Raw genomic sequence first — 26,057 nt, 5'->3', positions numbered from 1 at the left:
GGCAAACATGATGTTTGACTTTAGAGCTATAAGAAATGATTTTTTAAAATGGTGTTTAACTGCAACAAGCTTCTTTGTTCTTGTCACATCCGCTTATGCTCAGCAAACAGCTGTTGTTCCAGAATCTATCATATATCCAGGTCAGAAAATTTCGCGTGCAATGGTTCGCGAAGTCAATGTTATTAATCCAAATCTTCGGCCTGGTTATGCAAAAATTATATCCGAAGTTGACGGATTTGTAACGAAAAAGACGCTTCTTCCCGGGCGAATAATTCCGGTAAGTGCGCTGCGAGAGGCCTATCTTATCGAGCGTGGTAAAAAAGTTGCGCTTGTATTTTCGAACAACAAGATGGTTATATCCGCTCAGGGTATTGCATTACAGAATGGTGGTTTGGGCGAGGTAATTAAAGCGCGGAATTTAGATTCAGGCATTATTATTTCTGGCATTATCATGCAGAATGGTACATTGAGGGCGATGCCAAAATGATGTTTTTGTTTCGCCTGTTTACATGTTTGGTCCTATCACTATTTACAATGCAATCGACATTTGCGGGTGCCAATGTTCGCCTAAAGGATATCGCCTCGCTTCAATCTGCACGAGATAATCAGCTACTTGGTTATGGTCTTATTGTTGGTTTACAGGGAACCGGAGATAGCCTGCGTAATTCTCCTTTTACGGAACAATCATTGCGGGCGATGTTGCAAAATTTAGGAATTGCGACAGAAGGTGGACAAACGCGATCTCAAAACATTGCTGCAGTGCTTGTAACCGCTACCCTCCCGCCCTTTGCCAGCTTAGGCTCCAGAATTGACGTTACCGTTTCTTCACTCGGCGACGCGTCTTCTTTGCGTGGTGGTACTTTGGTGATGACATCACTTGCAGGTGCTGATGGTGAAATTTATGCGGTGGCACAAGGTTCAGTTATTGTGTCTGGAATTACTGCCGAAGCTGACGCGGCTACGCTTCAATCAGGAGTGACAACAACGGGTCGCTTACCGGGTGGTGCAATTATCGAACGGGAAATTCCTGCAAAATTCAAGTCAACGAATGAACTGGTTTTTCAGCTTAGAAATCCTGACTTTTCAACCGCGGTCGGCATTGCCGATACCATTAATAAGTATGCTCTTAATCGATATGGCCAAGGAATTGCAACGGCGCGGGATTCAAGTTCTATTCATGTGACAAAACTTCCTAACCAAGACTTAGCGCGACTAATGTCAGAGCTTGAGGGATTAATTGTCTCAACAGACTCACCGGCAAAAGTCGTTGTTAATGAGCGTACAGGGACGATCGTGATTGGCCATAATGTGAAGATATCACGTGTTGCAGTTAGCCACGGAACGTTAACGGTGCAGGTAACAGAAACACCGACCGTTGTGCAACCTCTTCCATTTTCTGACGGTGTAACCGCGGTCGAACCGCTGTCTGACATCACCGCGGGGGTGGATGGCGGTCAGGTAGCCATTTTAGACGGACCGGACCTGCGAACATTGGTTGCCGGACTAAATACGATTGGCGTTAAACCGGATGGTATTATTGCCATTCTTCAGGGAATGAAATCAGCGGGCGCTCTGCAGGCAGAATTGGTGTTGCAATAATGAAGAGATTTAAAGTGGATATGCTAAAACATGTGATCTCGCCCAAGTCTATTGCCCTGGCATTGGTCGTTGCGAACTTGAGCCAAATTAATGGGACGCAGGCACAATCTGTTCAAATTGACGGTAATGATAACATTAACATCAATGAAGATATTCGGAAATTTTGTGATAATATCGCTGATGCTGCGAAAGATAAGCGCTATCTTCTGCAACGCGAAGAATTGCACAAATTACAAACTCAGGTCGATAAGCGTATAGACGCACTTAAGGTGCAACGAGATGACTATAAGCAATGGCTTAAAAAGCGTAATGACTTTCTGGAAAAGGCTGAAGCTGGTTTAGTCGAAATTTTTAAAAAAATGAAACCAGATGCTGCCGCCAAACAATTGGAGATCATTGATCAGAACATTGCAGCTGCGCTCATTATGAAACTAAGCCCTAGACTATCGAGCCAGATATTCAATGAGATGGATGCGGAAGTTGCGGCTACACTTGCTACAATTATTGCAAGTACGGTTGATCAGAATAAAAATGAGACGCAATCATGAGAAGTGCTCTCGGTTTAACTTTACTTGCAATCCTTCTGAGCGGCTGCGGCGCACAGAAATATCGCGAATTGGGTAAAGCTCCGGAGCTGTCCCCTGTGGGGGCAGGTATGAAATATAGCGATACATCTCAGGTACTGAATTATCCAAAACAACCAGCGAAACGCGTCAACAAATTTTCTTTGTGGAGCGATAGTAAGAGTACCTTATTTCAAGATACGCGCGCTGTTTCCGTTGGCGATATTCTGACGGTTAATATTTCAATTAACGATAAAGCGTCTTTTAGCAATGAGTCTGAGAGATCACGGAAAAATTCAAGTGGTGTCAATGCAGCTGGCTCCGTTAAGACACCATTTGGTTCAATCACCGGAGGCCCTTCGGATTTAAGTTATGGAACTAATGCGAAAACAACAGGCGATGGCTCTACAAAGCGTTCAGAAAGGTTGAACTTTAGCGTTGCTGCGGTGGTCACCGGTATTATGGAGAACGGGAATCTCATTATCAGCGGGTCGCAAGAAGTTAGAGTTAATTTTGAACTTCGAATACTAAATGTTGCCGGCATTGTAAGACAGAAAGATATCGCACCTGATAATACGATTGTTTATGAGAAGATTGCTGAGGCTAGAATTTCATATGGCGGACGTGGTCGACTCACCGAAGTGCAGCAACCGCCAATTGGTCAGCAAATTGTTGACGTAACAACACCATTTTAGAACGAGAGCCTCATGGAAGAATTAATAGATCCAGATGAAGGTGAGGAGAGCGGTAAAGGCGATGGTAAGAAGTCGACGCTCATCGTTACGATTGTTGGTGTGTTAATCGCTTCTGTTATTGCCGCTGGTGGCGGTTGGTTCGTCGGTGGGTTATTGGCGCCGCAATCTTTAGAAATGCAAGCTGCTGCTACAGCCATAGATAATATTGAGAAAAACCAAGGCGGTGAGGAAGAAGAAATTCCAATCGCCGGCGAGGAAGGTCCAAATCTCATTCGGTTGCAACCAATTACCACAAATCTGGCATTTCCATCGGACAGTTGGGTGCGATTGGAGGTATCTCTTGTGGTTAAAGGTGAACCGGACATCGAAATGGTCGAACTCATTCATCAAGATATGCTAGGCTACTTGCGAACACTTTCTTTACAACAGATCCAGGGTGCACGTGGATTTAGGTATATCAGAGAAGATTTACGTGAGCGTGCTGTCTTAAGATCTAGAGGAAATGTCGAAAATATTTTGGTGAGGACATTTGTGATCGAATGATTCGATTTTTATGGGTTGCTGTGACCATGATGGTTTTCACAACAGCAGCTTTGGCTCAGACAGCGGACGGCGGACTTTTTCAGACGCCATTAACAGGATCAGTTGCGAGCTGGATTGTTCGAACGTTTGGCCTGCTCACGGTATTATCCCTTGCGCCTGGCATTTTGGTCATGGTGACAAGCTTCCCCAGATTCATAATCGCATTTTCTATATTGCGCACGGGTATCGGTCTACAATCGGCTCCAGCCAATATGATTTTGGTCTCCTTGGCACTGTTCATGACATTTTATGTGATGGCGCCAACTTTTGATAAAGCGTGGGAGACGGGTGTTAGCCCATTGCTTGAAGATCAGATCGATGAGGAAGAGGCCGTTAAACGAATTGCTGAGCCGTTTCGGGACTTTATGCTCGCAAATACCCGACCAAAAGATATCGCACTATTTGTCGATCTGGCAATTGAACAAGGTCAACAAACAGAGACTGACGAGAAAATTGACATGCGTGTTCTTGTGCCAGCATTTATGATATCTGAGATCAGGCGTGGTTTTGAAATCGGTTTTCTCGTTGTATTACCATTTTTGGTGATTGATCTTGTCGTTGCAACAATCACGATGGCGATGGGTATGATGATGCTCCCACCAACAGCAATTTCCCTTCCGTTTAAGATATTGTTCTTTGTATTAATTGACGGATGGAACCTGTTGGTTGGCAGTTTAGTGCGTTCTTTTATATAAATTAGCAAGAATCACCACGCTTACGAAATCACAACATTCGGAAAGATAACGAGAAGATTCGGATCCGTTACGGTTGGAGTCATCTTGTTAACTTAGAATCACACTTCTGCCAATTTAGATTTTCTTAACCAATGTAATTAGCGGTTCTGTAAATGAATCGAGTCATTTTGATCGTGCAAGTCGGGCTTGATCTCAACGACTGTAAATTGATCAAGCGGCATGATGCCATTCCAACTTTCACCGGTATAAAATCCGGTATGTCCCGATTTTGAGTAATGAGTAATATAAGGGACAATCTCATGACAAGTATTCTAACAAATAATTCAGCGTCAGCTGCACTACAAACACTACGTTCAATTAATAATGATTTAGAGTCTACGCAAGGCCGTATTTCTTCTGGTTACCGCGTTGAAACTGCCAAAGACAACTCTGCTTACTGGGCGATCGCAACAACAATGCGTTCCGATAATAAAGCGCTTTCAACAGTTCAGGATGCTCTTGGTCTTGGTGCTGCTAAAGTCGATATCGCCTATACAGGTATGGAATCATCGATTGAAGTTGTATCAGAAATCAAAGCAAAATTGGTCGCTGCCCGTGAGCCAGGTGTCGATAAAGAGAAAATCAACAACGAATTGACTGAGTTGAAAAATCAACTACAAAGCATTTCTGAATCAGCATCGTTCTCTGGTGAAAATTGGTTGAGCCATTCTGACACAGCCGCTGCCGCTGCTTCTAAGCAAATCGTGGGTTCATTCAACCGTGCTTCCGATGGTTCTGTTTCTTTGACAAAGCTAGATGTTGATGTCACTAAAACAGTTCTCATCAATACGGCAGATGGTCAAGCAGGCATTCTAACAGCTGCTTATGCGGGGACGGCTCCATCGGGAACAGCTGCTGCTGCTGCTGCTGATAATTGGGTCTTGGTTGCTGCAACGACAGTCGCCGGTGGTACCGCTGGTACTGGTACTGAAATCACTCTTGCAGCTACAACAAGTGATGCTGATGTTGAAGAAATGATTGCTGTTGTAAGTCATATCTACGATAAAATGACGGATGCAGCTTCAAATTTGGGTGCTGTTAATAAACGTATTGAGATGCAAACAAACTTTGTTGGCAATCTGATGGATTCGATTGATAAAGGTGTTGGTAAGCTTGTCGATGCGGATATGAATGAAGAATCGACCCGGTTGAAAGCGCTACAAACACAACAACAACTTGGTATTCAAGCTCTTTCGATTGCAAACAGTGCACCACAGAATGTAATTTCACTATTTAGATAGTAGCTTTTTCATTGTTGGAGTTTAGTTAATCGTAGGGAGACCACGCAGATTGCGTGGTCTTTTTATTGTTATGTAAAATAATATATCTTCATTTAAAGTTTTGATAACCATATGCTGTTTTAATCATACTACGTAATAGCGGTTCTTACCTAATAGGGAATGGTAAGAGGGCATGATGCCACAACGTTATTACCGGTGTAAAAGTCCGGTATGTCCCTCGAGTATATGGTCAAAAGGGGCACTTAATGACTAGTATTATGACAAATAATGCAGCGCTTTCAGCGTTGCAAACAATGAGATCTATCAATATGGATCTTGAAACAACACAAAACCGTATTTCTTCAGGTTATCGTGTTGAAACGGCAAAGGATAACTCCGCTTATTGGGCGATCGCAACAACAATGCGCTCAGACAACAAGGCACTTTCAACGGTTCAAGATGCTCTTGGTCTAGGTGCCGCGAAAGTTGACACAGCTTACACTGGTTTGAATTCTTCAATTGAAGTTGTATCAGAAATTAAAGCGAAATTGGTTGCCGCTCGTGAGCCCGGTGTTGATAAAACAAAAATCAACAATGAGCTAACAGAGTTGAAAAACCAACTTCAAAGTATTTCTGACTCCGCATCATTTTCTGGTGAAAATTGGTTAAAATATTCCGATACAACTGCAGCTGCGACATCTAAGCAAATCGTAGGTTCATTCAACCGTGCTTCCGATGGTTCTGTGTCTTTGACAAAGCTAGATGTTGATGTCACTAAAACAATTCTCATCAATACGGCAGATGGTCAAGCAGGCATTCTAACAGCTGCATATGCGGGGACGGCTCCATCGGGAACAGCTGCTGCTGCTGCTGCTGATAATTGGGTCTTGGTTGCTGCAACGACAGTTGCCGGTGGTACCGCTGGTACTGGTACTGAAATCACTCTTGCAGCTACAACAAGTGATGCTGATGTTGAAGAAATGATTGCTGTTGTAAGTCATATCTACGATAAATTGACTGATGCAGCATCAAATTTGGGTGCTGTTAACAAACGAATAGAGATGCAATCAGATTTCGTAGGCAATCTGATGGATTCGATTGATAAAGGTGTTGGTAAGCTTGTCGATGCAGATATGAACGAAGAATCGACACGACTAAAAGCCTTGCAAACACAACAGCAGCTTGGTGTTCAAGCTCTATCTATTGCAAATTCAAGCTCTCAGAACATTATGTCATTGTTCAGATAATCAAGATAACTTCGGTTTTTTCTTAAAATCAATAAATGAATTTCAAGAAGGCTGCGCAGAATGCGCAGCCTTTTTTCGTGTTAAAATAAACGTTTAGTCCTAAACCTTGTGTTAACCTGACGTTAACCATAATCGTTCATATTATATTGACCAACAATGGACTGGGGGTATTTCGCCAGAGGCATGAAGCCGATTCATTGTTACCGGTTTAGGGGCCGGAATGTCCCATGTAAATTGAAGGGGCAATCTTCAAATGACTAGTATTATGACAAATAATGCAGCTTTAGCTGCGTTGCAAACAATGAGATCTATCAATATGGATCTTGAAACAACACAGAACCGTATTTCTTCAGGTTATCGTGTTGAAACTGCCAAAGACAACTCCGCTTACTGGGCGATTGCAACAACAATGCGCTCAGACAACAAGGCACTTTCAACGGTTCAAGATGCTCTTGGTCTTGGTGCTGCTAAGGTTGACACAGCCTATACTGGTTTGAACTCTTCAATTGAAGTTGTATCAGAAATCAAAGCAAAATTGGTCGCTGCCCGTGAGCCAGGTGTTGATAAAACAAAAATCAACAATGAGCTATCAGAGTTGAAGAACCAGCTTCAAAGCATTTCTGAATCAGCATCATTCTCTGGTGAAAATTGGTTGAGATATTCAGACACAGCTGCGGCAGTTTCAGCCAAGCAAATCGTGGGTTCGTTCAATCGTGCTTCCGATGGTTCTGTGTCTCTGACAAAGCTAGATATTGATATCACCAAAACAGTTCTTATCAATACGTCAGATGGAGAAGCTGGAATTCTAACAGCTGCTTATGCGGGAACAGCTCCTGCAGGGACAGCTGCAGCCGCTACCGCTGATAACTGGGTCTTGGTTGCTGCAACAACAGCTGCCGGTGGTACCGCTGGTGATGGTGTAGAAATTACTCTTGCAGCTACAACTGCCGATGCTGATGTTGAAGAAATGATTGCTGTTGTAAGCCATATCTACGATAAATTAACTGATGCCGCCTCAAATCTTGGTGCAATCAGCAAACGGATTGAGATGCAGACAGACTTTGTCAGCAATCTGACGGATTCGATTGATAAAGGTGTTGGTAAGCTTGTCGATGCTGATATGAACGAAGAATCGACGCGGCTCAAAGCATTACAGACCCAACAGCAACTTGGTGTGCAATCGCTCTCGATCGCAAACGCCAGTTCTCAAAACATTATGCAGCTATTCCAGTAAGATAAGAACAAAACTTCTTACTTTTAGACTAGTTAGACAAATTTTCTACGAAGTGTCGCCGGTCATGGCTCTAGTAGATTTATCGACCGCATTGGATTGCCCCCAATGCGGTCGTTTTACGTTCATGTTCGCACAAGTTTGCTTTCGTAAAATCAGGCTGAAAAAGGTCCGTATCTGCAGACCTACAAATAGGTACGCACTTATAGAAGAGTTGGGTGTTTCATGAGTTTTGCATTTGCACAACATTTACAGGATTTTGGTTCAACAAGTAGCATACCACAGCTAGAAGATTTACCTGAAATTTCAACAGGTGAAGCCGAACCGATTATGGCTACCACCGTAGATGTTGAAGCCGAGAGGGCTGTTTCTTATCAAGAGGGGTATACGGCAGCTAGCCAAACTCTGACAGAAGAACACGCAGCTAAGTTAGAGATTTTAACACAATCTCATGCGGATGAATTAGCCGAGAAAGAGAATGATATTTACACGCAAGTTTCACAAGAATTAATGAGTGGATTAGCAAGCCAGATCGAACTAGTGGCAGAAAATGTCAAGACAGAAGTAAGTGCTATATTGATGCAGTTCATTGAAGAAGATCTTGTGAAGCGTTCTATTGAGCAACTGGACGAAATTATCAAAAGTGCTTTGATAGACAAGCCAAGCTCAAAGATTGATATTACTGGCCCGAGTAAGTTGCTTGAGAAAATCAAAATTTGCCTGGGTGATAATACAAACCAGGTCAATTTAGCTGAAGCGGAAAATGCTGATTTAACAATTGAGATCGATCAGTCTGTATTAAAAACACGTCTTTTCGAATGGCATCAGAATTTTGGAGATAAACTGTCATGAGTGACGAAACCTCCACCCATCAAGGGCAAGGCGAAATCATAATTGTCAAAAAAGTCCAAGGCGGCGGCGGCGGACATCATGGTGGCGCTTGGAAAATTGCCTATGCCGATTTTGTGACTGCGATGATGGCATTTTTTCTTGTTATGTGGCTTGTAAACGCCGCCAACGAGGACACCAAGGCATCCGTAGCCAGTTACTTCAATCCTATCAAATTGACCGATTCCACTCCTGCCTCAAAAGATGTGAAAAAACAAAGTGGTGATGGTGAAAAAGAGAAAAAATCGGAAGCCGATATTGAGTCTGATGGAACAGAAAAAACTCAAGGTGATGGTTCTTCAGATGGTGAACAAGAGGGTTCGGCGGCCGGTGAAGAATCTGAAAATTCCGAAGCCAATTATTTCGAGAACCCCTATGCTGTTTTATCCGAAATTGTCATGGAAGCAGCGGAAGAATCCAACATTTCTGAAAAAGGTGACGGTGGCGCCCAAACGTCTGGCTCTGCTACGGGCGCTTCGGGGGGCGAAGCCTACCGTGACCCATTTGATCCAGATTTCTGGACAAAACAAGTTTCCAATAATCCTGAAAATATAGCAGAGACAGCAGAATCGTCTGAGGCAACCGATACCCAAGAGGGGCAAGAAACAGCTAAATCAAACGGTAACTTTGAACTTGATTTGGGTGCGGGTGATGTATTCGACAAAAACGCCGGCGCTGGTGATAATGAGCGGATTGGAGCCGGGTTGAGCGATCATGATACAGGTGGACGTAAAACGGGACTTTCGCAATATGATGGTGAAAAAGGCGGCCAGCCATTTGCCGAGGAAGGTCGGCATATAACGGACCTGCCGGAGAATGATAAAACATCTGACACTCTACCTGAAGGCAATACAAATGTTGATGAGATTGATCCAACTAAACTGGCGACTTTGTTTGAAAAAGGTAACAAAGAGTTAGATCGATTGATTGAAGAGGGTGTAGTTGATCGTTTAACGACGGAAGAAGCAGAGGAACTTCTTGAACTTGTAAAAGAGGATAAAGAACAAAAGCTTGGTTCATCTGAAACCGAAAGAATGGGTGAGTTATTAGCTAAGAACGATGCCGCAAAAGAGGGTGTCAAAAAAATTGCCGAGTTGCAAACTAAGCTAGATGAGATCGAAACCAGGCTACAGGAGATCGCAAAGGTTGAAACAGCTCAGGCGCAGATGACCGAAGCACAAAAGCTTGAAAGTGAAATAAAATCCGGTCTTGGTGGCTCAATTGGAAAACTATCAGAGGGCATTGAAGTTGCCTCCTCAGAAGGTGGCTTGCTTTTGTCACTGACAGATCAATCAAATGTTGGAATGTTTAATATAGGATCGGCGGTCCCCAAACGGGATATGATTTTAGTTATGGAAAAAATAGGCAATATTTTGAGAGAACGAGATGGATCCATTGTTATTCGAGGGCACACAGATGCCCGTCCGTTTTCAACCGGTGGAAACGATAACTGGCGTTTATCTATGTCCCGTGCTCACAGTGCCTATTTTATGCTTGTACGAGGCGGAATTCCTGAAGATAGAATAACCCAAGTTTCCGGGTTTGCTGATCGCCGATTGAAGGTTCCGGATGATCCATATTCAGAATTAAATCGCAGAATTGAAATCCTTATTGAAGCGCAAGAGGGATAAGCATTAAGCTAATGCTGTGGTCGCAGATGATGTTAAATGATAGAAAATTTGCAGGGGCAAGGCGTTTTCTCATCGCGACTGTAGTCGGCGCTGGTCTATTTATTTCACAGCCCTCCGATATATTTGCGCAGCAACAAGCGAAAGACTTTTCCGCGCCACTTTATACCTTAGTAAGATCACTTCAATATGTGCAGGATTCTGTAGTCGCAGGTGATTTCTCGGCAATGGACATGCAACGTTTTTTGCTTGAACAAGTTGACCGTAAATTAAGAGAAGCACAACCCGAAGATTTTGACGATCCACGAAATGTAGATGCTGCGTTGATTTATGCAATGAGTGGCGGAAATCCTAAGACGCTTGATTTAATTGTTGCCCGTGATCGTTATGGTTACTTTGATGAAGAGATTACCGGCATCATGCGCGCCTACCTCAATGGATTAGTGCCAACAACTAAAAAGCCAATGAAGGAAATTGTTGAGGAATATCTCGATACGTCACTTGGCCCCTATATCGCACTTATAGCCGCCAATGTTAAAGCAGCTGCGAAAGATATTAAGTCTGTTGAGCTATTTAATCTAGCAAGGTTGTCTTCTCCAGGGTCTTTGATTGAAGAGGCTGCTTTGCGCCGTTCGATTTTGATCTCTATTAACAGCGATATGGTGGGGCAGGCTTTAAAGTTTGCTCATATTTACGCACGTAGATTCAGCAAATCTCCGTATAATGTTCAATTCTCTCAGTTAATTATTGAGATGATTGTTCAAAATCTTGAGGCTATCGATGAAGTGATTGTTGATGAAATAATTTCTTACCTGCCTCGCGATCAGCAAAAAAGAATATATTTACGAATTGCTCGTACGGGTGTGGTGGATGGCAATAGTGTTATGGCAAAGAAAGCTTTGCAAAAACTTCACTTATTTGAAGATGAAAATGCTGCCTACTATGAGTTATTATCTAATTTTTACGCAAATATCAGAGATCTTTCTTTAGGTGAAACCAGACTTGCCTACGACAAGATTAAAGCAATTAAGCGGCGCAGCTTATCGCCAATTGATAAGCCGTTATACGACGCCGCAGTTGCATTGGCAGAGCAAATTTTGGAATTACCGACAGAACAAAGCCTCGCACAAGCGCGAAAGTATAAGCTTGAGAAAAATTTGGCAGTAGCGGAGTTGAGATCTGTGAACCTTAAAAAATTGTCGGAAGCGCCAAAAGTAGTGAACGACGATCCACTAGCATTACCTAACGATGTTGAGTTCGCAAATTATATGAAGGGCCGAATGAATACAGTCGACGAAGTCGACGCACTTCTTGAGGCAGCAGCAGAGGAAGATAAAAGTTGAGTAATATTGCTTCGTCATTAACTGGTAGTCCCTCAGTCCCTGTGCAGAACAATAGAGGAAAAACATCCTCGAACTCTCAAGGCGGAGATGGCGCTTTTGCAAAACAATTATCGGAAAATAAACCTGCGTCTTCTCGCAGTTCTCAAAATAGTGCTCATTCAGTTAATGAAAATAGCCATGCAGTTGAAGCTGATGTGTTGACTGAGTCTGGTCATCCCGTGGAAAAAATAAAGCTTGATTATGAGTTCGACCCGGATACCTACGTCACAAATCCTGAGGTTGAGTTGGACTTAGACTTAGATCAATTAGAAGTTAGCCCTGAACTCGAAGCTAATGACATCGACCATTCTTTGACTGGAATTCTAACTGAAGTGATTACAATCTCTCCGGAGGAAACGACGCAGAGTATTGACGAAATCATTTTAGCTACAGATGGTAAGCCAGCACCGATAGATCAAGGAATTATTGCAAAGCTAAATCAGCAGCTGAATAGCAAGGTGCAAAGCACTGAAAATAAGCAAATATTGAAACCCGAGTTAAATGATGTGAAAGCAGAAAATGCGCCTCTTTCACCGAATTCAAAAGTGGCGAACTTGGGTGGGATTATGAAGCCTGCAAGCGAGGATGTGGTCGCGGTTAGTGCGTTAAATCCGACTGTAGATATCGTAAAAACAAGTAATGTTCAGAATTCTGATGTAGGGAAATTGCCAGTGAATTCTGCCATTCTTGCAAATTCGGCGAATGGTGGTACATCCTCTGACAAAGGTGCTGATCAACAAAAGGATGGCGGATCTAATCAATTTGTGAATCAAGTTGATAGAGCGGGAATAAAGGTGGAGGGTGTGGACGTTTTGCAAGCACGCGTATTCCCGGCAATATCACAATCTAACGGCATTAACATTGCTAACGCTCTGACCAATACACATCAATTGGGTGGTCAGGCAGCACTGCAAAATGCTGAACCTATCTACAGTACGCCTCAAACTAAGATGATCAATACATTAAAGATTCAGCTTGTTCCCGCTAATTTAGGTGTAGTGACAGCAGTTATGAAACTAACAGGTGAAGAACTACAGGTTCAGCTGCAGGTAGATAATGTCGAGGCTTATCGCAAGCTAAGTGCTGATAGCGCATCAATTGTTAATACGTTGAAAAATCAGGGGTTTGGAATCGAGCAAGTTAATGTTCAGCTGATGAGTGGAGATCGAGGTTTTGCGCAACAAGGTCAACAGCAGAATGGGCAATCATTCCAAGGGCAGGCAGAACAAGAGGCCTCGTCAAATTTCGATCGTGAACGTCGTGAATCAAATTCAACAAATTCCGATAGTCAAAGTCAAGAATTAGGTAACCATGAATCTGATATTCTCCCAACACCTCAAGTCATTGATTTGTCTAACGGTGTTTATCTCTAGTTTTCACATTAACCTGGCAAGTGCTGGCGCGAGTTGCGAAAATCAAATAATGGCGGCGGCTCAAAAATATGGAATACCAGCGGGTATACTTTATTCGGTTGGATTAACTGAGACCGGACGAAAAGGTTCACTTCATCCAAATGCTTTGAACATCGAAGGTAAAGCAATTTATGCGAAATCTTCTCGCCATGCTTTGGATATTTTTCACAGTGCTCGCACCAATAATAAGAAGTTAATCGATCTTGGCTGTATGCAAATTAATCACCATTATCATCATCGAGAATTTAATTCCGTAGCTGAAATGTTGAATCCTAAAAAGAATGTTGAATATGCCGCCAAATTTTTATCGCGACTTAAAAAAAGACATCAAACATGGACAATGGCTGTAGCACGATATCATGCCGGGCCACATAATGATCCGGCGCAAAAGAAATATGTTTGCCGGGTGATATCAAATTTAGTTGCGACCGGATATGGGAATTGGACTAAACCAGCACGCAGTTTTTGTAACACTTAAACGCAGATTTTTATTCGCCGTCAAAGTTTTGACACAAATCTAGTTAGTTTAACCTTGTGCAAAACTAGATTCTAAATAGTTAATGCGGCTAAACTCTGTTAACTAATTGTTAATGAATAACTAAGTTGATTGTGCCTTTTTCAGTAATGAGCCACTATATATAGTAATTTCACCATTTTTATGGTTAATTTGCTATTAATATTTATGGTTAACAAAAGGTAATTGTGAGTTATTACCCCCATTCGTACTTTGTTGTCATAGCGGAAAACAACTACGATTCGGAGGCGGTCGAATGATAGTAGTAATAGATGACAGACAACTGGTTAAAGATGGATATGCATCACTTTTTGGCAGGGAGGGAGTTCCTTCTGCCAGTTTTGATAGCAATGAATTCGGGGAATGGGTTGAAACTGCAGCAGACGGGGACATTGATGCAGTCGAAGCTTTCTTAATAGGGCAAGGCGGCGAAACGTTAAACTTACCTAGAACAATTCGGAGCAGAACATCCGCACCAGTTATTGCTGTAAGCGACTCTCCTTCACTTGATGCAACGCTTGCTTTTTATGATAGCGGTGTAGACGATGTTGTACGAAAGCCAGTTCATCCCAAAGAGATTTTGGCGCGTGCCGGTGCAATCCGTCGCAGACTGACAGCTCTTAATAATTTTACCGATATTGGTACAATCCGTGTTTACTCTGATGGACGTGATACGGAAGTGGCCGGAGAAGCATTTCCTCTGCCAAGACGTGAGCGTCGTATTTTGGAATATCTTGTTGCAAACCGCGGTCGCCGCGTTACTAAACAACAAATTTTTAATGCGATCTATGGCATTTTTGATGAAGATGTAGAAGAAAATGTTGTCGAAAGTCACATTAGTAAACTGCGCAAAAAACTACGGAAACGCCTTGATTTTGATCCAATCGATTCCAAGAGATTTCTTGGTTATCGTATTGATTGGACGGCTTCGGAATAAAGAACAGATATAATAAACATGCTATCGGGGTTGATTTTGCAAAAGATCGACCCCGTTTTACGTTAACCTTTGAGGGTCCCTCAGACAGTTTCACGCAAGGCCGATCTTTTACAATCTTAGAATAATTAAGTGAGGATTTTGCTATGAGTCTATCAGGAATGATGCGTACCGGAACATCCGGCATGAATTCACAGGCTAACCGTCTTAGTACGGTCGCTGAAAACATCGCGAATGCGAACACTACGGGTTATAAGAAAGCCCAAACAGAATTCTCATCTCTTCTTCTTCCGTCAGGTTCTGGCTCTTATAATTCAGGTAGTATGACGACAGATGTTCGTTATAACGTTTCAGATCAAGGACCTCTTTCGTTTACGAGCTCTAATACGGATTTGGCAATTGAAGGCGATGGGTTTTTTGTTGTTGAAGATACAAATGGTGTGCCTTTTCTGACGCGTGCCGGGTCATTTACACCCGACGGTGATGGTTTCTTGGTTAATGCAGGTGGGTATCGTTTGCTCGGTGCCGATTATACAAGTGGTACGCCAGTTCCTGTTGTTAACGGGTTTGATGGACTAACTCCGGTAAATGTCGGCGGAGCGGGCCTGTCTGCAATTGCATCAACTTCTGGCGTGTTCAAAGCTAACTTGAATTCTGAAGCAACTGCGGTGGTCGTTCCAGCAAACTTGCCTGCTGCGAACAATGCAACAGCTACGCCAACACATAAAAGTTCGTTGGTTGCCTATGATGATAAAGGTGCAAAAGTAGGTCTGGACTTCTACTACACAAAAACTGCCGCAAATACATGGGATGTTACCGTGTATAATAAGGCTGATGCAGCAGTTGGCGGTACAACATCATTTCCGTATACCTCAGCTGCTTTGGCCTCTCAAACATTGACCTTTGAGGCAACATCAGGTGCGCTGGCAGGTGCAAGTGCTAATTCGATAGCTCTTACAGTACCTGGCGGTAGTGCGATGACCATTGATCTAAGCAATATGACCGAACTTGCTGCTGGGTTTTCCGTTGATTACGGAACGGTTAATGGTCAAGGACCGAGTGCTACAAAAGGCATTGAAATCTCTGCAGATGGGACGATTTTTGCCAATTATGAATCTGGTGAGTTAACTCCGATCTACCGGATAGCCATGGCAAAGGTTCCTAGCCCGGATCGCTTGCGAGCTCTTTCGGGCAATGTGTACGCACAAGGTACTGAATCTGGTGTTGTTACAACAGGGTTTGCAGGCACGAATAATTTTGGAACGATTAAGTCTGGTGCTTTGGAAGGCTCCAATGTGGATATTGCTGAAGAGTTGACCATGATGATTGAGGGGCAGCGTAACTACACCGCGAACTCAAAAGTTTTCCAAACGGGTTCGGAACTGATGGATGTACTTGTGAACTTGGCACGATAGATCGATAGGGATTTAACTTATGTCATTGTCAACAGCGCTTAATATTGCACAAAGGTCATTATCCAATACGGCTATGGCGACCAATGTAGTATCGCGAAATGTTGCTAATGCGGAAAACCCAAACTATGTGCGCCGAGCGGTGCAGCTCGAAAGTGATTCTATCGCCGGTGCCCAGGTTTCTAAAATTGCGCGTGCCCAAGACGAAATTTTGTATCGGCAAAATGTATCGAGTATCGCTTCCGAAAGCGGGCAGTCGACCCTAGTTAAATCATTGGATCAGTTGCGGATTATTTTTGGCACAAACGATTATGAGTTGTCGCCTGCAGTCCTTGCCGGAAAACTTCGGGATAATTTAAGTGCTTACGCTGCAAAACCAAATGAGCCTACATTAGCTGAAACTGCAGTTGCAAGTGCCGAAGATCTGGCTCGTTCGCTCCAAACGGCTTCTAACCAGATTCAGAAAATCCGCACTGATATGGATACTGATATCGCCTCTGATGTCGCCAAACTCAATGATATGTTGGTTCAGTTTGAAACTGTTAATACTGCGATCAAGCAGGGAACAGCGACAAAAGTTGATGTTAACGATTATCTTGATGAACGTGAAATGTTGATCAAGGAAATCTCAAAAATTGTTGAGGTCAGGCCTGCTGTCAGAAGCAACAATGATGTTGCTCTATATACGATGGACGGCACGACACTTTTCGAAAAAATTCCACGGTCTGTTACATTTGAAGCATCGCCTGCTTATGGTGCCTCAACGGTGGGTAATGGTATCTATATAGATGGTGTGCCTCTTCAGCCAGGATCTGGTTCAAATACTTCAGCCGGTGGCTCATTGCAGGCAAAGCTTCAGATTCGTGATGACCTTGCCCCGATGCTGCAAGGCCAGCTTGACGAAATTGCCCGTGGTCTTATCACTGTTTATGCAGAAAAAGATCAAACTGGCGGCGGTGCGCCGGATCTTCCCGGTCTTTTCACTTGGTCAACAGGAACTGTTCCACCATCCGGTACCCGTGTAGATGGGATTGCAGCGATGATTACGGTCAATAGTGCTGTAATGTCTTCGGCAGGCGGTGATCCCAAGCTTCTGCGCGATGGCGGTATAAATGGCGCTGCCTATGTTTACAATACGACGGGCGCGGCAGGTTATTCCGAAAGATTGGATAATCTTGTAACCGGAATGGGTACTCCTATTGCTTTTGATGGGACATCTCTTCTCGGAACTTCTAAGGGCCTAATTGATTTTGCAGCAGATAGTATTGGCTGGTTGGAATTAACGCGTAGTGATGCGACAAGCGCTAGAGATACCAAACAAGCCTATAACGAACAGATTTCAAGGACTTTGTCCAATGCAACAGGTGTTAGCATTGATGAAGAAATGTCGTTGTTGCTGACTTTAGAGCAATCTTACAAAGCGGCAACGCGAATCTTATCCGTTGTTGATGAACTATTTAATACTCTGATGTCGGCAGCGAGGTAGAATTATGAAAACAAGTTTCGTTTCTAGTTACGCTACACAACATTCCATGCGGTTGGTTGTTGGACGTGCCCAGCAAGAAATTCAGAAATTACAGACGGAAGTTGTCACCGGTCGTTTTGAAGATATTGGTGTTGCGCTGGGTGGTAAGACATCAAATGCAGTTATGCTGCATAGAGATTTTGAGCAATTCACAACCATCAAAGATGTGAACGCACTCGTTGAGAACAGATTATCAGCAGCACAGGCAGGATTGAAGCAAAATTCTGAAAGTGCCCAATCTATGCTTGAGGCTTTGATTTTAGCACGGGATGCAAACAATGATACATTGCGCGGTGTTGCTGTTGCCAAGGTTAAACATGCGCTGGAATCATTTACTGATATTTCGAATATGACCTCCAATGGCGAGTATCTCTTCGCTGGAATTAATACAGATGTGAAACCGGTTGTGGACTATTTCGAGACGGGTAATACTGCAAAGGCTGCATTTGATACCGCATTTTCCACACATTTTGGTTTTGCGCAGTCAAGTCCTTCTGTTGCCGGTATAACCTCAGCACAGATGCAATCCTTCTTAGACACAGTTGTTGAACCAATGTTTACAGGGGCCGCCTGGAATACAGATTGGTCAACAGCATCTGATACAAATATGACCAGTCGTGTCGCTCGTGAGGAATTGATACAGACTTCAGTGAATGCAAATCAAGACGGATTTAGGAAGTTTGCATTCGCGGCCACCATTTCTTTTGAAATGCTTAACATTGGCCTCAATGATGAAGCGCAATCCGTTTTGACTGAAAAGGCAATTGCTTTTGCAGGGCAGGCTGTTACTGGCACCGACGATGAACGGGCATTTCTAGGGATATCTGAGAGCAGGGTTACGAAAGCCAATCAACTCCTTCAGGTTCAGGCAGACTTAACAAAGATATATGTAAGTAGGATGGAGGAAGTTGATGTCTATGAAGCATCCACTCGAGTGAATGCTTTGATGACGCAGGTCGAGACATCTTACTCAATTACCTCTCGAATTCAACGATTAAGCCTGATTGATTACTTAAGATGATTTTAATGAAAAATAGCACGCAAATAAAAAGGGCGATGTAATGTATCAATTTTCCTATGCTGACGTTCAAGAAGATGACGTCACTGAATCAAAGGATCGAGAACGGCAGGTTCTGGATCGGTCAATTGAGATGTTGCAGCTCGCTATTAAAAAGGGCTCTGACTCCCAAGAGGCAATAGAAGCACTTTATTATGTAAACCGTGTGTGGATTAGATTGATTGAAGATCTCGGTTCAGCCGAAAATCAATTGGATGATGAGCTTCGTGCAAACCTTATTTCTATAGGCATTTGGATCATCAAAGAATCCGAACGAATTCGGCACCGTGAAACGGATAATTTTCAAGGCATCATAGATATAACAAAAATGATTAGGGACGGGCTATAATGAAGAATTCACTTCGCATTTCACTTAAAGCTGGTGAGCGGATATTTATAAATGGCGCCGTATTGAGAGTTGATCGTAAAGTTTCACTTGAGTTTTTGAATGATGTAACTTTCCTTCTTGAAAATCACGTTATGCAGCCTGAAGAAGCAACAACCCCGTTGCGCCAGTTATATTTCATCGTTCAAATGATGCTGATCAATCCAGCCGGATACGAGCAATCCATGACAATGTTTAGAAAATCAATCGTCATGTTGCTAACATGCTTCACAAATGATGAAGTCCTGTCAGAACTCAAGCATATTGATGGTATGGTTATTCAAGGTAAAGCATTTGAATCGCTTAAAGCAATTCGTGCTCTGTATCCTGTTGAGGATGAAATTTTAAATACACCTCAAATGCCAGCGGCAACGATTGATGAAATTCGCAGGGAGTTAGCACCATGGGCGTAGAAGCAGTTTCTCAAACATCTTCAGCTGGTCAATCTGCATCATCTCAGGCTGCCAAGAAGGCAACGCTTGATTATGATACATTTTTGAAATTGCTGATTGCGCAGATGAAACACCAAGACCCGACAGACCCCATGGATGCGACAGAACAAGTTGCGCAATTGGCAACGTTCTCGCAAGTTGAACAAACTATCGAGACGAATAAGAATCTTGAATCGCTAATTCAGTCCTCCATGCTTACTCAGGCTGGAACTATTGTTGGAAAAACTGTGACTTCAGCTGATGGTTTGACAAAAGGGGTTGTCGAGCAGGTGAAAATCCATTCTGATGGTGTTATTGTAACACTGGAAAGTGGAGAGAAGGTAACCGTCGGAGAAGGCGTTACTGTAAGCGGTACATGAATGAAGCCGATGCCCTAGATTTGGTACAGACAGCAATATGGACGGTTCTCGTCGCAGCCGGGCCAATTGTAGGCGTTGCTATGTTTGTTGGTGTCATTATCGCATTTTTTCAGGCGCTTACCCAGGTTCAGGAAATGACACTCACGTTCGTTCCTAAGATTATTACTGTACTGGTCAGCGTTGCAGTAGGTGCTCCTTTTGTGGGTGCGCAGATCGCATCTTTTACAAATATCGTTTTTCAACGAATTGAAAGTGGCTTCTAACCCCTATTTCATCCTCTAATTTACTAACTACCAACTTCACGCAAGTTTCGGGACCTATAATCTGTTTAAGAATGGGCATACATTAGGTGTGTCTTGAAAATTGTTTTCGGCGTACCGAAAAGCGTCAATGATTAGACGGTAGTTACCATGGCCCAACAAGAAGTACTCGCACCCCCGTTTAAGATCTCAGTCGGAAAAGATATGGGCTTTGCTATGGGTATCATGGCAATTCTATCAGTTCTTTTTCTACCCATTCCTTCGTTTCTTATTGATTTTGGCCTTGCTTTTTCGATTGCTTTTTCGGTTCTCATTCTTATGGTGGCGCTTTGGATTCAAAAGCCATTGGATTTTTCCTCATTTCCGACAATTCTCCTTATTGCCACAATGACAAGGTTATCGCTTAATATCGCGACAACACGAGTAATATTATCAGACGGAAACTCTGGCACCGATGCTGCCGGCAACGTTATTGGCGGCTTTGCGCAACTGGTCATGTCTGGTGATTTCGTAATCGGTGTGATTGTTTTTCTCATTCTGGTTGTTGTCAATTTCATCGTGATCACTAAAGGTGCAACACGTATTGCAGAAGTGGGAGCGAGGTTTACGCTCGATGCTATTCCCGGTAAACAAATGGCTATTGATGCTGATTTGTCCGCAGGGCTAATTAGCGAGAAAGATGCCCAGATAAGACGCCGAGAACTAGAGCAGGAAAGCTCGTTTTTTGGTGCGATGGATGGTGCATCAAAATTTGTTCGTGGTGATGCGATTGCAGGGCTCATCATTACCGGGATTAATATTTTTGGTGGAATTATTATTGGTTACGCTCGCCATGGAATGGAAGTTGGTCAAGCTGCAGACGTGTTTGTAAAACTATCTGTCGGTGATGGCCTGGTCTCTCAAATTCCTGCATTGATTGTTTCGCTAGCAGCTGGTCTTCTGGTCTCGCGTGGTGGTCAAGTCGGAACGACCGATGACACCGTCATCACACAATTGAGTTTTTATCCAAGAGCTTTGATGGCATCAGCTGGTCTCTTATTTGTGCTAGGCATTATGCCTGGATTACCATTTTTGCCTTTCGCATTTTTAGGCGGTGTTTTGGCTTTTGGTGCGTGGTTGATACCACGTCAGCGGCAAGAGCAAGAAACAGCCGAGCTTGCGGAAAAACAAAGACAGATTGCGCAGGAGAATGAGCAAAAACAGGATTCTGTCAAAGATGTTCTGAGAACTGCTGAAGTTGAGCTTTTGCTCGGTAAACAATTGAGTGGCAAATTATTGGCATCGCACGATGAACTAGCGTTTCGTGTAAGCAAGATGCGTAAAAAGTTTGCAACCCAATTTGGGTTTGTCGTGCCGGAAATCAAAGTCACAGATGATATTGGTATAGATGAAAAATCTTATCAGATTAGAATTCACGGTACGACTGTTGCTGCAAATAAGTTACGCGTTGGTGAGCTGATGGTTGTCATCGGAAACGGGCGTAAACCAAGCGTGCCAGGAGATGAATTGCGTGAACCCGCATTTGGTATGCCTGCAATGTCTGTGCCAGAAGACTTTGCCGATGATTTAAAGCGCGAAGGTTTCCAACCGATTGATAATGTTTCAGTTGTTCTTACTCATCTAAGTGAAGTTATTCGAAATAATCTCCCGCAGCTTCTATCATATAAAGATATGAAAGTACTTATCGACCGGCTTGACCCAGAATATCAGAAATTGGCAGATGAGATTTGTTCAAATCATATGTCCTACTCAGGTCTGCAAGCTGTCCTGAAACTATTGCTAGCAGAGCGGATGTCTATACGAAACTTGCATCTTGTCTTGGAAGCTGTTGCTGAACTTGCACCACATATGCGTAAGACAGAGCAGATAGTTGAACATGTGCGGATACGAATGGCTCAACAATTATGTGGTGATCTATCGCAAAATGGCACGCTCAATGTGTTACGTTTAGGTAACCATTGGGATCAGGTTTTCCATCAGGCGTTGAAGCGCGATGCTAAGGGCGAGGTCGTTGAGTTTGACATCGAACCGAAGATGCTTGAAGAATTTACTGCACAGGCCACAGAAATTATTCGTTCATACATGGACAAAGGTGCACCTTTTGTGCTCGTGTCATCTCCAGATGCAAGACCTTATGTGAGAATGATCGTGGAAAGAATATTTGCAACATTACCTGTTTTGTCTCATGTGGAAATTGCCAAAGGTATTGAAATCAATATCCTTGGGTCAATTTCGTGATTGCAGATCCTGAGGGAACAGTTTTAGCGCTATTTGCTGCATTTTGTAGAATTGGCGGCTGCTTTATGGCGCTGCCGGGATTGAGCAGTGCGCGCATACCGGTACAAATAAGATTGATGATTGCTCTAGCAGTTTCAATGGCGATCTTACCACTCATGTGGGAGATGCTCTATGCGCAAACCAAAGTGAGTGGTGGAGAATATATTATCCTAATCGGTGGCGAGATTTTTGTTGGTGTAACCATGGGATTGATTGCGCGTTATATCACTCTTGGTTTGCAATTTGCCGGCACCGCCATGTCAATGACAATTGGTTATAATGCTGCACCTTCACCTGGTATTGTCGAATATGAACCGGAAAGTGATATCACAACGATTATTTCTTTTACTGCAATTGTATTGTTATTCATGACAGATTTTCATCACATGATCATACAAACACTTGTGCGAAGTTACGAGTTCATGCCGATCGGAGGAGGCTTTCAGAATCGCATGGCGCTGGTATCACTGACGGATACATTGGCCTCCACATTTATTTTAATGCTTAGTCTGGCAAGCCCATTTATTATCTATGGTCTTATTTTCAATTTATCGATCGGTATGGTCAATAAACTGGCACCCCAGATTCCGATTTATTTTATATCAATCCCATTTATTTTGACAGGCGGTTTGATACTTCTTTATCTAGGTATTTCAGACTTCTTGATCTTGTTTATGGATGGTTTTTTCAGAATATTTGAGGGGCAATAATGGCGGAGAAAAAATCCAAACGCCTGTTGCGTTTAGTCGAGATTCAGCGGCAAAAAGAGAAGATTGTTGAAAATGATTTGGCGCTGGTCTTAGCTGAGCAACGATATACCGAAGATGGCGTTACATCTATAATTGGCGCATTGGGAGATTTTACACCGGTTAATATGGTTATGGCTGGTCATTATGCAAAGCGTCTTTCTTCTCTTGAAACAAAGAAAGAAAAATTGAATAAGCACAGAGGTCTCCTTGAGAAAAACAAATTAACCGAGAGTGTAAAAGCAGACCGTATTTCCGAAAAAGTAATTGTCGCCCAATCTGACGAGGCACGAGAACAGGAAGAAGAAGACCTGCAGGATCTGATTGATGGTCTATCCGCCAGGGAAAAATCCAGCTTGTGGTAAGGCCCATATGAAATAATTCTAGGTAGAGTATTTCATATAGGGCAAGTTTATGGCTATTTCAGTAAATACAGACTTAGTACTTGATGTTTTGAGGGCAGGAAACCCTGAGCGAGCAGCTATTGCTGATGCTAACCTTCAAACGAAGAAAACATCGTCATTCGAAATTGCCGCTGCAGGTGAAAAATTTGCAACTGAATTAGCAGCAAAAGCAGCAGGCTCAGCACCAGCTGTCGTTTTACCAAAAAATGTCGCTGATATGAGATCACAATCCATAACGCAAGGTGTGGATCAATCCTTCCAAAAGTTCGAAGGCGTTATTCTTGAGCAATTTGTAAAAGAAATGTTGCCTCAGGATGCAAGCTCCGTTTTTGGTGAAGGTACAGCCGGCGACATATGGAAGGGTATGATGGCCCAGCAAATTGGTAACACGCTTGCAAAGGCCGGGGGCGTTGGTATTGCCCAGCAGCTACAGGCGCAAAGCGAGAATGCTAATCAAGCAGCTAATATCATACATACCAATGAACGCGATATATTAGATACTCTGGATGAAAATCCTAAGCCTTAAATCCCATAGAAAGAAAATCCGATGAGCCAACCTGCACAACCATATAAGGTTCGAATTAGTAATGTACTTGGCCGTCTCGAAGCATTACTTGATCTTGAAAATTCAAAAATTGGTAAGGATCTCGAGTTTGATATTGCAGCTTCAAGCACGCAAAAAAGTCGTTGTCTTTATGAAATCACAACGCTACTACAAAACTGCAAGTCTGATGATATTCGGGCTGAGCATCAAAACCAGTTAAACGCTGTTCAAGAAAAGTTGGCAGTCAATAAGCGTAAACTTGAAACCCACATGGAAGCTGTGCGTGATATTGCGAATATGCTCAAAGATGCTGTCCATTCTGCAGAGGATGATGGGACTTATTCAATGGGTCAATTTGGCGGCTATGAACTTTCATGATTAAAGTGTTGCTCATTGGTGTTTGGGTTGCCGTTGTTGCATTAGGTTCAGTCTATGGTGCAATTTCCATGTCAAAACCAGGGCCAAGTGATGAAGAACTTGAAAAAGCAAATTTCTATGCTGGCCTTCAACGGGTCAACAGCGATGTTATTTCAGTGCCGGTGATTAGCCGCGGAAAAGTTCACGGATACTTTCTCACACAAGTTAGCTTTTTGATAGAGCCAAAGGATATGGATATCTTTCCATTTAAACCGCAGGAAATGATAAATGATATTCTGATCACCGAATTTATCGGGAACAATGTCATTAACTTCCCGGCCTTGGATAATTTTGATCTTGAAGCATTTAGAAAAACAGTTGGAGATTCGCTTAATGAACGTGTTGGACGCGAGGTATTTCACGATATCCTCATAGGCCGTTTGGATTATCTAGGTAAGCAGGAAATTCGATCGAATATTGCCAATCAAAATTACCAAATGAAAACTGGTGCGGAAGAAGTAGATAAAGCACCAAAAAAATAGTCCTCTCAAATTGACTATTTGTTTTCTGGATTGCGATACTGTTCATTGATGACACCAATTTCTGCTAGCAGACGTCCGATGGCGACTTGTACATGATATAAGCCAATTACAATTGATCTATTCTTGATCGCTGAGATAGCAGACCTAAATGGAGAAATTCCCAACAGAACGAGTGATTTTGCAAGTGTTTTAAGCCTGTTCCTGCTGCGCTTTGTATCAATAATCGATGAAATGGACCCATTTCTTAAACTGCGCGCATTGACCCATTTGAAAGTGGCACGTTGACTTGGGACGTCTTCTAAAACCTGAGCACTGTTACACCATGCAAAAGTAAAACCCTCACGTTTGCATCGTGAGTAAAAATCACTGTCGCCCCCGCCAATAAAATTAAACATCGGGTCTAGGTGAGGTGAAGGCATGTGTTCTAGAACATGCCTCGATATAAGAACATTCCCAGATGAATAGAGAATTGGCACCGGTCCTGTTTGTTTATAGTGTGGAAGAAACACTGGATGTCGCTTCCAAACATTATGTGCTTCGGCCTTAAATTGCTGGATCTGAGGGCCGCCAACTATATCCGCCCCCACACTTTCTGCGGTATTAACTAATTCTTCAAGCCAGCGAGGGTCAGCAACTTCATCATCATCAATGACTGCCAAATACCTGAAATTTTTAAACTCCAACAATGCCGTTTTCCAGCCTGCATTATATGCATGACAATTACCTCTATCGTGGGCAAGAATGACAATGCCGTTAAGGTCAGCGCCATTAAGGTCAGCGGAAGTCATACAGCTCTTCGCAGACTGCGCTCCTTCTGTACCTTCGTGATTATCCATCACGATGACAGCAAATTTTTTATCGATTGTTTGATTTACAAGCGATTGGAGTGTCAGCTTAAGTTGTTGGGGTCTTTTGTAAGTCGGGATGGTTACAATGAGTTCAATGCTCTCAGCATCAACATTATTTGAACGAAAATATTCTGTAATATTCATAATGGCTGTGCTGTCTCAATCACATTATCAAAAGCTTAATAAGTCTTATACAAACAATCTAAATATTTGATTTATGTCTTTGATATAAGTTGAGGAACCGATTTAGCAGCAAATTC

At 42.9% G+C, this 26,057-nt stretch carries 29 protein-coding genes; 28 read left to right on the top strand and 1 reads right to left on the bottom strand.

Going from position 1 to position 26,057, the window contains the following annotated elements:
- The first annotated feature begins 7 nt into the window (after positions 1-7).
- The 28 genes from flgA (at position 8) to AB2J24_RS04475 (ending at position 24,949) form a co-directional block, all read left to right on the top strand.
- Positions 8-487 (top strand): flagellar basal body P-ring formation chaperone FlgA, encoded by a 480-nt coding sequence (flgA, locus tag AB2J24_RS04610; RefSeq protein ID WP_367384620.1) that lies wholly within the window; start codon positions 8-10, stop codon positions 485-487.
- Positions 484-1,599: a flagellar basal body P-ring protein FlgI gene (locus AB2J24_RS04605; RefSeq protein ID WP_162654182.1), complete on the top strand. Its 1,116-nt coding sequence runs from the start codon at positions 484-486 to the stop codon at positions 1,597-1,599. The genes flgA and AB2J24_RS04605 overlap by 4 nt, the downstream gene beginning before the upstream one ends.
- The gene (locus AB2J24_RS04600; RefSeq protein WP_367384619.1) at positions 1,599-2,147 is read left to right on the top strand and encodes a MotE family protein; all 549 of its coding nucleotides are present in this window, start codon (positions 1,599-1,601) and stop codon (positions 2,145-2,147) included. The genes AB2J24_RS04605 and AB2J24_RS04600 overlap by 1 nt, the downstream gene beginning before the upstream one ends.
- Positions 2,144-2,857: a flagellar basal body L-ring protein FlgH gene (gene flgH / locus AB2J24_RS04595; RefSeq protein ID WP_367384618.1), complete on the top strand. Its 714-nt coding sequence runs from the start codon at positions 2,144-2,146 to the stop codon at positions 2,855-2,857. Before AB2J24_RS04600 ends, flgH begins: the two co-directional genes overlap by 4 nt.
- 12 nt (positions 2,858-2,869) lie before the next feature.
- The gene (locus tag AB2J24_RS04590) at positions 2,870-3,400 is read left to right on the top strand and encodes a flagellar basal body-associated FliL family protein (RefSeq protein WP_162654180.1); all 531 of its coding nucleotides are present in this window, start codon (positions 2,870-2,872) and stop codon (positions 3,398-3,400) included.
- Positions 3,397-4,134 (top strand): flagellar type III secretion system pore protein FliP, encoded by a 738-nt coding sequence (gene fliP, locus AB2J24_RS04585; RefSeq protein ID WP_420883616.1) that lies wholly within the window; start codon positions 3,397-3,399, stop codon positions 4,132-4,134. Before AB2J24_RS04590 ends, fliP begins: the two co-directional genes overlap by 4 nt.
- 299 nt (positions 4,135-4,433) lie before the next feature.
- Positions 4,434-5,414: a flagellin gene (locus AB2J24_RS04580; RefSeq protein ID WP_367384617.1), complete on the top strand. Its 981-nt coding sequence runs from the start codon at positions 4,434-4,436 to the stop codon at positions 5,412-5,414.
- Positions 5,415-5,659: 245 nt separating this feature from the next.
- Positions 5,660-6,640 carry a flagellin gene (locus AB2J24_RS04575; protein WP_367384616.1) on the top strand — a complete coding sequence of 327 codons (981 nt, stop codon included), beginning with the start codon at positions 5,660-5,662 and terminating at the stop codon, positions 6,638-6,640.
- Positions 6,641-6,893: 253 nt separating this feature from the next.
- Complete coding sequence (locus AB2J24_RS04570; RefSeq protein WP_367384615.1) at positions 6,894-7,874, top strand: flagellin; 981 nt, start codon at positions 6,894-6,896, stop codon at positions 7,872-7,874.
- Positions 7,875-8,096: 222 nt separating this feature from the next.
- Positions 8,097-8,723, top strand: coding sequence for a hypothetical protein (locus AB2J24_RS04565; RefSeq protein ID WP_367384614.1), 627 nt, complete (start codon positions 8,097-8,099; stop codon positions 8,721-8,723).
- Complete coding sequence (locus AB2J24_RS04560) at positions 8,720-10,390, top strand: MotB family protein (protein ID WP_367384613.1); 1,671 nt, start codon at positions 8,720-8,722, stop codon at positions 10,388-10,390. The genes AB2J24_RS04565 and AB2J24_RS04560 overlap by 4 nt, the downstream gene beginning before the upstream one ends.
- A 26-nt stretch (positions 10,391-10,416) precedes the next feature.
- Positions 10,417-11,730, top strand: a complete 1,314-nt coding sequence (locus AB2J24_RS04555; RefSeq protein WP_367384612.1) for a hypothetical protein — start codon at positions 10,417-10,419, stop codon at positions 11,728-11,730.
- A complete protein-coding gene (locus AB2J24_RS04550; protein WP_367384611.1) occupies positions 11,727-13,142 on the top strand; it encodes a flagellar hook-length control protein FliK in 1,416 nt (471 codons plus the stop codon). The genes AB2J24_RS04555 and AB2J24_RS04550 overlap by 4 nt, the downstream gene beginning before the upstream one ends.
- Positions 13,081-13,659, top strand: coding sequence for a transglycosylase SLT domain-containing protein (locus AB2J24_RS04545; protein ID WP_162654171.1), 579 nt, complete (start codon positions 13,081-13,083; stop codon positions 13,657-13,659). The genes AB2J24_RS04550 and AB2J24_RS04545 overlap by 62 nt, the downstream gene beginning before the upstream one ends.
- A 292-nt stretch (positions 13,660-13,951) precedes the next feature.
- Complete coding sequence (locus AB2J24_RS04540; protein ID WP_162654170.1) at positions 13,952-14,632, top strand: response regulator transcription factor; 681 nt, start codon at positions 13,952-13,954, stop codon at positions 14,630-14,632.
- Positions 14,633-14,775: 143 nt separating this feature from the next.
- On the top strand, positions 14,776-16,044 hold the full coding sequence (locus AB2J24_RS04535) for a flagellar hook protein FlgE (protein ID WP_162654169.1): 1,269 nt from the start codon (positions 14,776-14,778) through the stop codon (positions 16,042-16,044).
- 19 nt (positions 16,045-16,063) lie between these two features.
- Positions 16,064-17,527 carry a flagellar hook-associated protein FlgK gene (gene flgK, locus AB2J24_RS04530; RefSeq protein ID WP_162654168.1) on the top strand — a complete coding sequence of 488 codons (1,464 nt, stop codon included), beginning with the start codon at positions 16,064-16,066 and terminating at the stop codon, positions 17,525-17,527.
- Between the two features lie 4 nt (positions 17,528-17,531).
- Positions 17,532-18,587, top strand: a complete 1,056-nt coding sequence (locus AB2J24_RS04525; RefSeq protein ID WP_367384610.1) for a flagellar hook-associated family protein — start codon at positions 17,532-17,534, stop codon at positions 18,585-18,587.
- A gap of 40 nt (positions 18,588-18,627) precedes the next feature.
- Positions 18,628-18,972, top strand: a complete 345-nt coding sequence (gene flaF, locus AB2J24_RS04520; protein ID WP_367384609.1) for a flagellar biosynthesis regulator FlaF — start codon at positions 18,628-18,630, stop codon at positions 18,970-18,972.
- A complete protein-coding gene (gene flbT / locus AB2J24_RS04515; protein ID WP_367384608.1) occupies positions 18,972-19,421 on the top strand; it encodes a flagellar biosynthesis repressor FlbT in 450 nt (149 codons plus the stop codon). Before flaF ends, flbT begins: the two co-directional genes overlap by 1 nt.
- Entirely contained in the window at positions 19,412-19,819 is a 408-nt protein-coding gene (flgD, locus tag AB2J24_RS04510; RefSeq protein WP_162654164.1) for a flagellar hook assembly protein FlgD, read from the top strand. The genes flbT and flgD overlap by 10 nt, the downstream gene beginning before the upstream one ends.
- Positions 19,816-20,082, top strand: a complete 267-nt coding sequence (gene fliQ, locus AB2J24_RS04505; RefSeq protein ID WP_162654163.1) for a flagellar biosynthesis protein FliQ — start codon at positions 19,816-19,818, stop codon at positions 20,080-20,082. The genes flgD and fliQ overlap by 4 nt, the downstream gene beginning before the upstream one ends.
- Positions 20,083-20,229: 147 nt before the next feature.
- Positions 20,230-22,317 (top strand): flagellar biosynthesis protein FlhA, encoded by a 2,088-nt coding sequence (flhA, locus tag AB2J24_RS04500; protein WP_162654162.1) that lies wholly within the window; start codon positions 20,230-20,232, stop codon positions 22,315-22,317.
- Positions 22,314-23,066 (top strand): flagellar biosynthetic protein FliR, encoded by a 753-nt coding sequence (gene fliR, locus AB2J24_RS04495; protein ID WP_162654161.1) that lies wholly within the window; start codon positions 22,314-22,316, stop codon positions 23,064-23,066. Before flhA ends, fliR begins: the two co-directional genes overlap by 4 nt.
- On the top strand, positions 23,066-23,467 hold the full coding sequence (locus tag AB2J24_RS04490; protein WP_367384607.1) for a hypothetical protein: 402 nt from the start codon (positions 23,066-23,068) through the stop codon (positions 23,465-23,467). The genes fliR and AB2J24_RS04490 overlap by 1 nt, the downstream gene beginning before the upstream one ends.
- Positions 23,468-23,516: 49 nt before the next feature.
- Complete coding sequence (locus AB2J24_RS04485; protein WP_367384606.1) at positions 23,517-24,032, top strand: rod-binding protein; 516 nt, start codon at positions 23,517-23,519, stop codon at positions 24,030-24,032.
- Positions 24,033-24,053: 21 nt separating this feature from the next.
- Complete coding sequence (locus AB2J24_RS04480) at positions 24,054-24,428, top strand: hypothetical protein (RefSeq protein WP_162654158.1); 375 nt, start codon at positions 24,054-24,056, stop codon at positions 24,426-24,428.
- Positions 24,425-24,949 (top strand): hypothetical protein, encoded by a 525-nt coding sequence (locus AB2J24_RS04475; protein WP_162654157.1) that lies wholly within the window; start codon positions 24,425-24,427, stop codon positions 24,947-24,949. Before AB2J24_RS04480 ends, AB2J24_RS04475 begins: the two co-directional genes overlap by 4 nt.
- Before the next feature lie 14 nt (positions 24,950-24,963).
- On the opposite strand, the gene AB2J24_RS04470 is transcribed toward AB2J24_RS04475, so the two are convergent.
- Positions 24,964-25,941 (bottom strand): glycosyltransferase family 2 protein, encoded by a 978-nt coding sequence (locus AB2J24_RS04470; protein WP_367384605.1) that lies wholly within the window; start codon positions 25,939-25,941, stop codon positions 24,964-24,966.
- Positions 25,942-26,057 lie beyond the last annotated feature (116 nt).

Origin of the sequence: Lentilitoribacter sp. EG35, assembly GCF_040784015.1 — a bacterium.
Lineage (GTDB): Bacteria > Pseudomonadota > Alphaproteobacteria > Rhizobiales > Rhizobiaceae > Lentilitoribacter.
Note: the sequence above shows the minus strand (reverse complement) of the source record. Positions and strands in the feature narration are given on the sequence as shown.

What these genes read in the sequence shown, in the direction of transcription:
- flhA (WP_162654162.1), top strand. Translation starts at nt 20,230, where the DNA reads ATGGCCCAACAAGAAGTACTCGCACCCCCGTTTAAGATCTCAGTCGGA.
- AB2J24_RS04540 (WP_162654170.1), top strand. Translation starts at nt 13,952, where the DNA reads ATGATAGTAGTAATAGATGACAGACAACTGGTTAAAGATGGATATGCA.
- fliQ (WP_162654163.1), top strand. Translation starts at nt 19,816, where the DNA reads ATGAATGAAGCCGATGCCCTAGATTTGGTACAGACAGCAATATGGACG.
- AB2J24_RS04470 (WP_367384605.1), bottom strand. Translation starts at nt 25,941, where the DNA reads ATGAATATTACAGAATATTTTCGTTCAAATAATGTTGATGCTGAGAGC.
- flgH (WP_367384618.1), top strand. Translation starts at nt 2,144, where the DNA reads ATGAGAAGTGCTCTCGGTTTAACTTTACTTGCAATCCTTCTGAGCGGC.
- fliP (WP_420883616.1), top strand. Translation starts at nt 3,397, where the DNA reads ATGATTCGATTTTTATGGGTTGCTGTGACCATGATGGTTTTCACAACA.
- AB2J24_RS04560 (WP_367384613.1), top strand. Translation starts at nt 8,720, where the DNA reads ATGAGTGACGAAACCTCCACCCATCAAGGGCAAGGCGAAATCATAATT.
- AB2J24_RS04605 (WP_162654182.1), top strand. Translation starts at nt 484, where the DNA reads ATGATGTTTTTGTTTCGCCTGTTTACATGTTTGGTCCTATCACTATTT.
- AB2J24_RS04535 (WP_162654169.1), top strand. Translation starts at nt 14,776, where the DNA reads ATGAGTCTATCAGGAATGATGCGTACCGGAACATCCGGCATGAATTCA.
- AB2J24_RS04580 (WP_367384617.1), top strand. Translation starts at nt 4,434, where the DNA reads ATGACAAGTATTCTAACAAATAATTCAGCGTCAGCTGCACTACAAACA.
- AB2J24_RS04565 (WP_367384614.1), top strand. Translation starts at nt 8,097, where the DNA reads ATGAGTTTTGCATTTGCACAACATTTACAGGATTTTGGTTCAACAAGT.
- AB2J24_RS04545 (WP_162654171.1), top strand. Translation starts at nt 13,081, where the DNA reads ATGAATCTGATATTCTCCCAACACCTCAAGTCATTGATTTGTCTAACG.
- AB2J24_RS04475 (WP_162654157.1), top strand. Translation starts at nt 24,425, where the DNA reads ATGATTAAAGTGTTGCTCATTGGTGTTTGGGTTGCCGTTGTTGCATTA.
- AB2J24_RS04575 (WP_367384616.1), top strand. Translation starts at nt 5,660, where the DNA reads ATGACTAGTATTATGACAAATAATGCAGCGCTTTCAGCGTTGCAAACA.
- flgA (WP_367384620.1), top strand. Translation starts at nt 8, where the DNA reads ATGATGTTTGACTTTAGAGCTATAAGAAATGATTTTTTAAAATGGTGT.
- flaF (WP_367384609.1), top strand. Translation starts at nt 18,628, where the DNA reads ATGTATCAATTTTCCTATGCTGACGTTCAAGAAGATGACGTCACTGAA.
- AB2J24_RS04555 (WP_367384612.1), top strand. Translation starts at nt 10,417, where the DNA reads ATGATGTTAAATGATAGAAAATTTGCAGGGGCAAGGCGTTTTCTCATC.
- flbT (WP_367384608.1), top strand. Translation starts at nt 18,972, where the DNA reads ATGAAGAATTCACTTCGCATTTCACTTAAAGCTGGTGAGCGGATATTT.
- AB2J24_RS04480 (WP_162654158.1), top strand. Translation starts at nt 24,054, where the DNA reads ATGAGCCAACCTGCACAACCATATAAGGTTCGAATTAGTAATGTACTT.
- AB2J24_RS04570 (WP_367384615.1), top strand. Translation starts at nt 6,894, where the DNA reads ATGACTAGTATTATGACAAATAATGCAGCTTTAGCTGCGTTGCAAACA.
- flgD (WP_162654164.1), top strand. Translation starts at nt 19,412, where the DNA reads ATGGGCGTAGAAGCAGTTTCTCAAACATCTTCAGCTGGTCAATCTGCA.
- AB2J24_RS04590 (WP_162654180.1), top strand. Translation starts at nt 2,870, where the DNA reads ATGGAAGAATTAATAGATCCAGATGAAGGTGAGGAGAGCGGTAAAGGC.
- AB2J24_RS04600 (WP_367384619.1), top strand. Translation starts at nt 1,599, where the DNA reads ATGAAGAGATTTAAAGTGGATATGCTAAAACATGTGATCTCGCCCAAG.
- AB2J24_RS04525 (WP_367384610.1), top strand. Translation starts at nt 17,532, where the DNA reads ATGAAAACAAGTTTCGTTTCTAGTTACGCTACACAACATTCCATGCGG.
- AB2J24_RS04490 (WP_367384607.1), top strand. Translation starts at nt 23,066, where the DNA reads ATGGCGGAGAAAAAATCCAAACGCCTGTTGCGTTTAGTCGAGATTCAG.
- AB2J24_RS04485 (WP_367384606.1), top strand. Translation starts at nt 23,517, where the DNA reads ATGGCTATTTCAGTAAATACAGACTTAGTACTTGATGTTTTGAGGGCA.
- flgK (WP_162654168.1), top strand. Translation starts at nt 16,064, where the DNA reads ATGTCATTGTCAACAGCGCTTAATATTGCACAAAGGTCATTATCCAAT.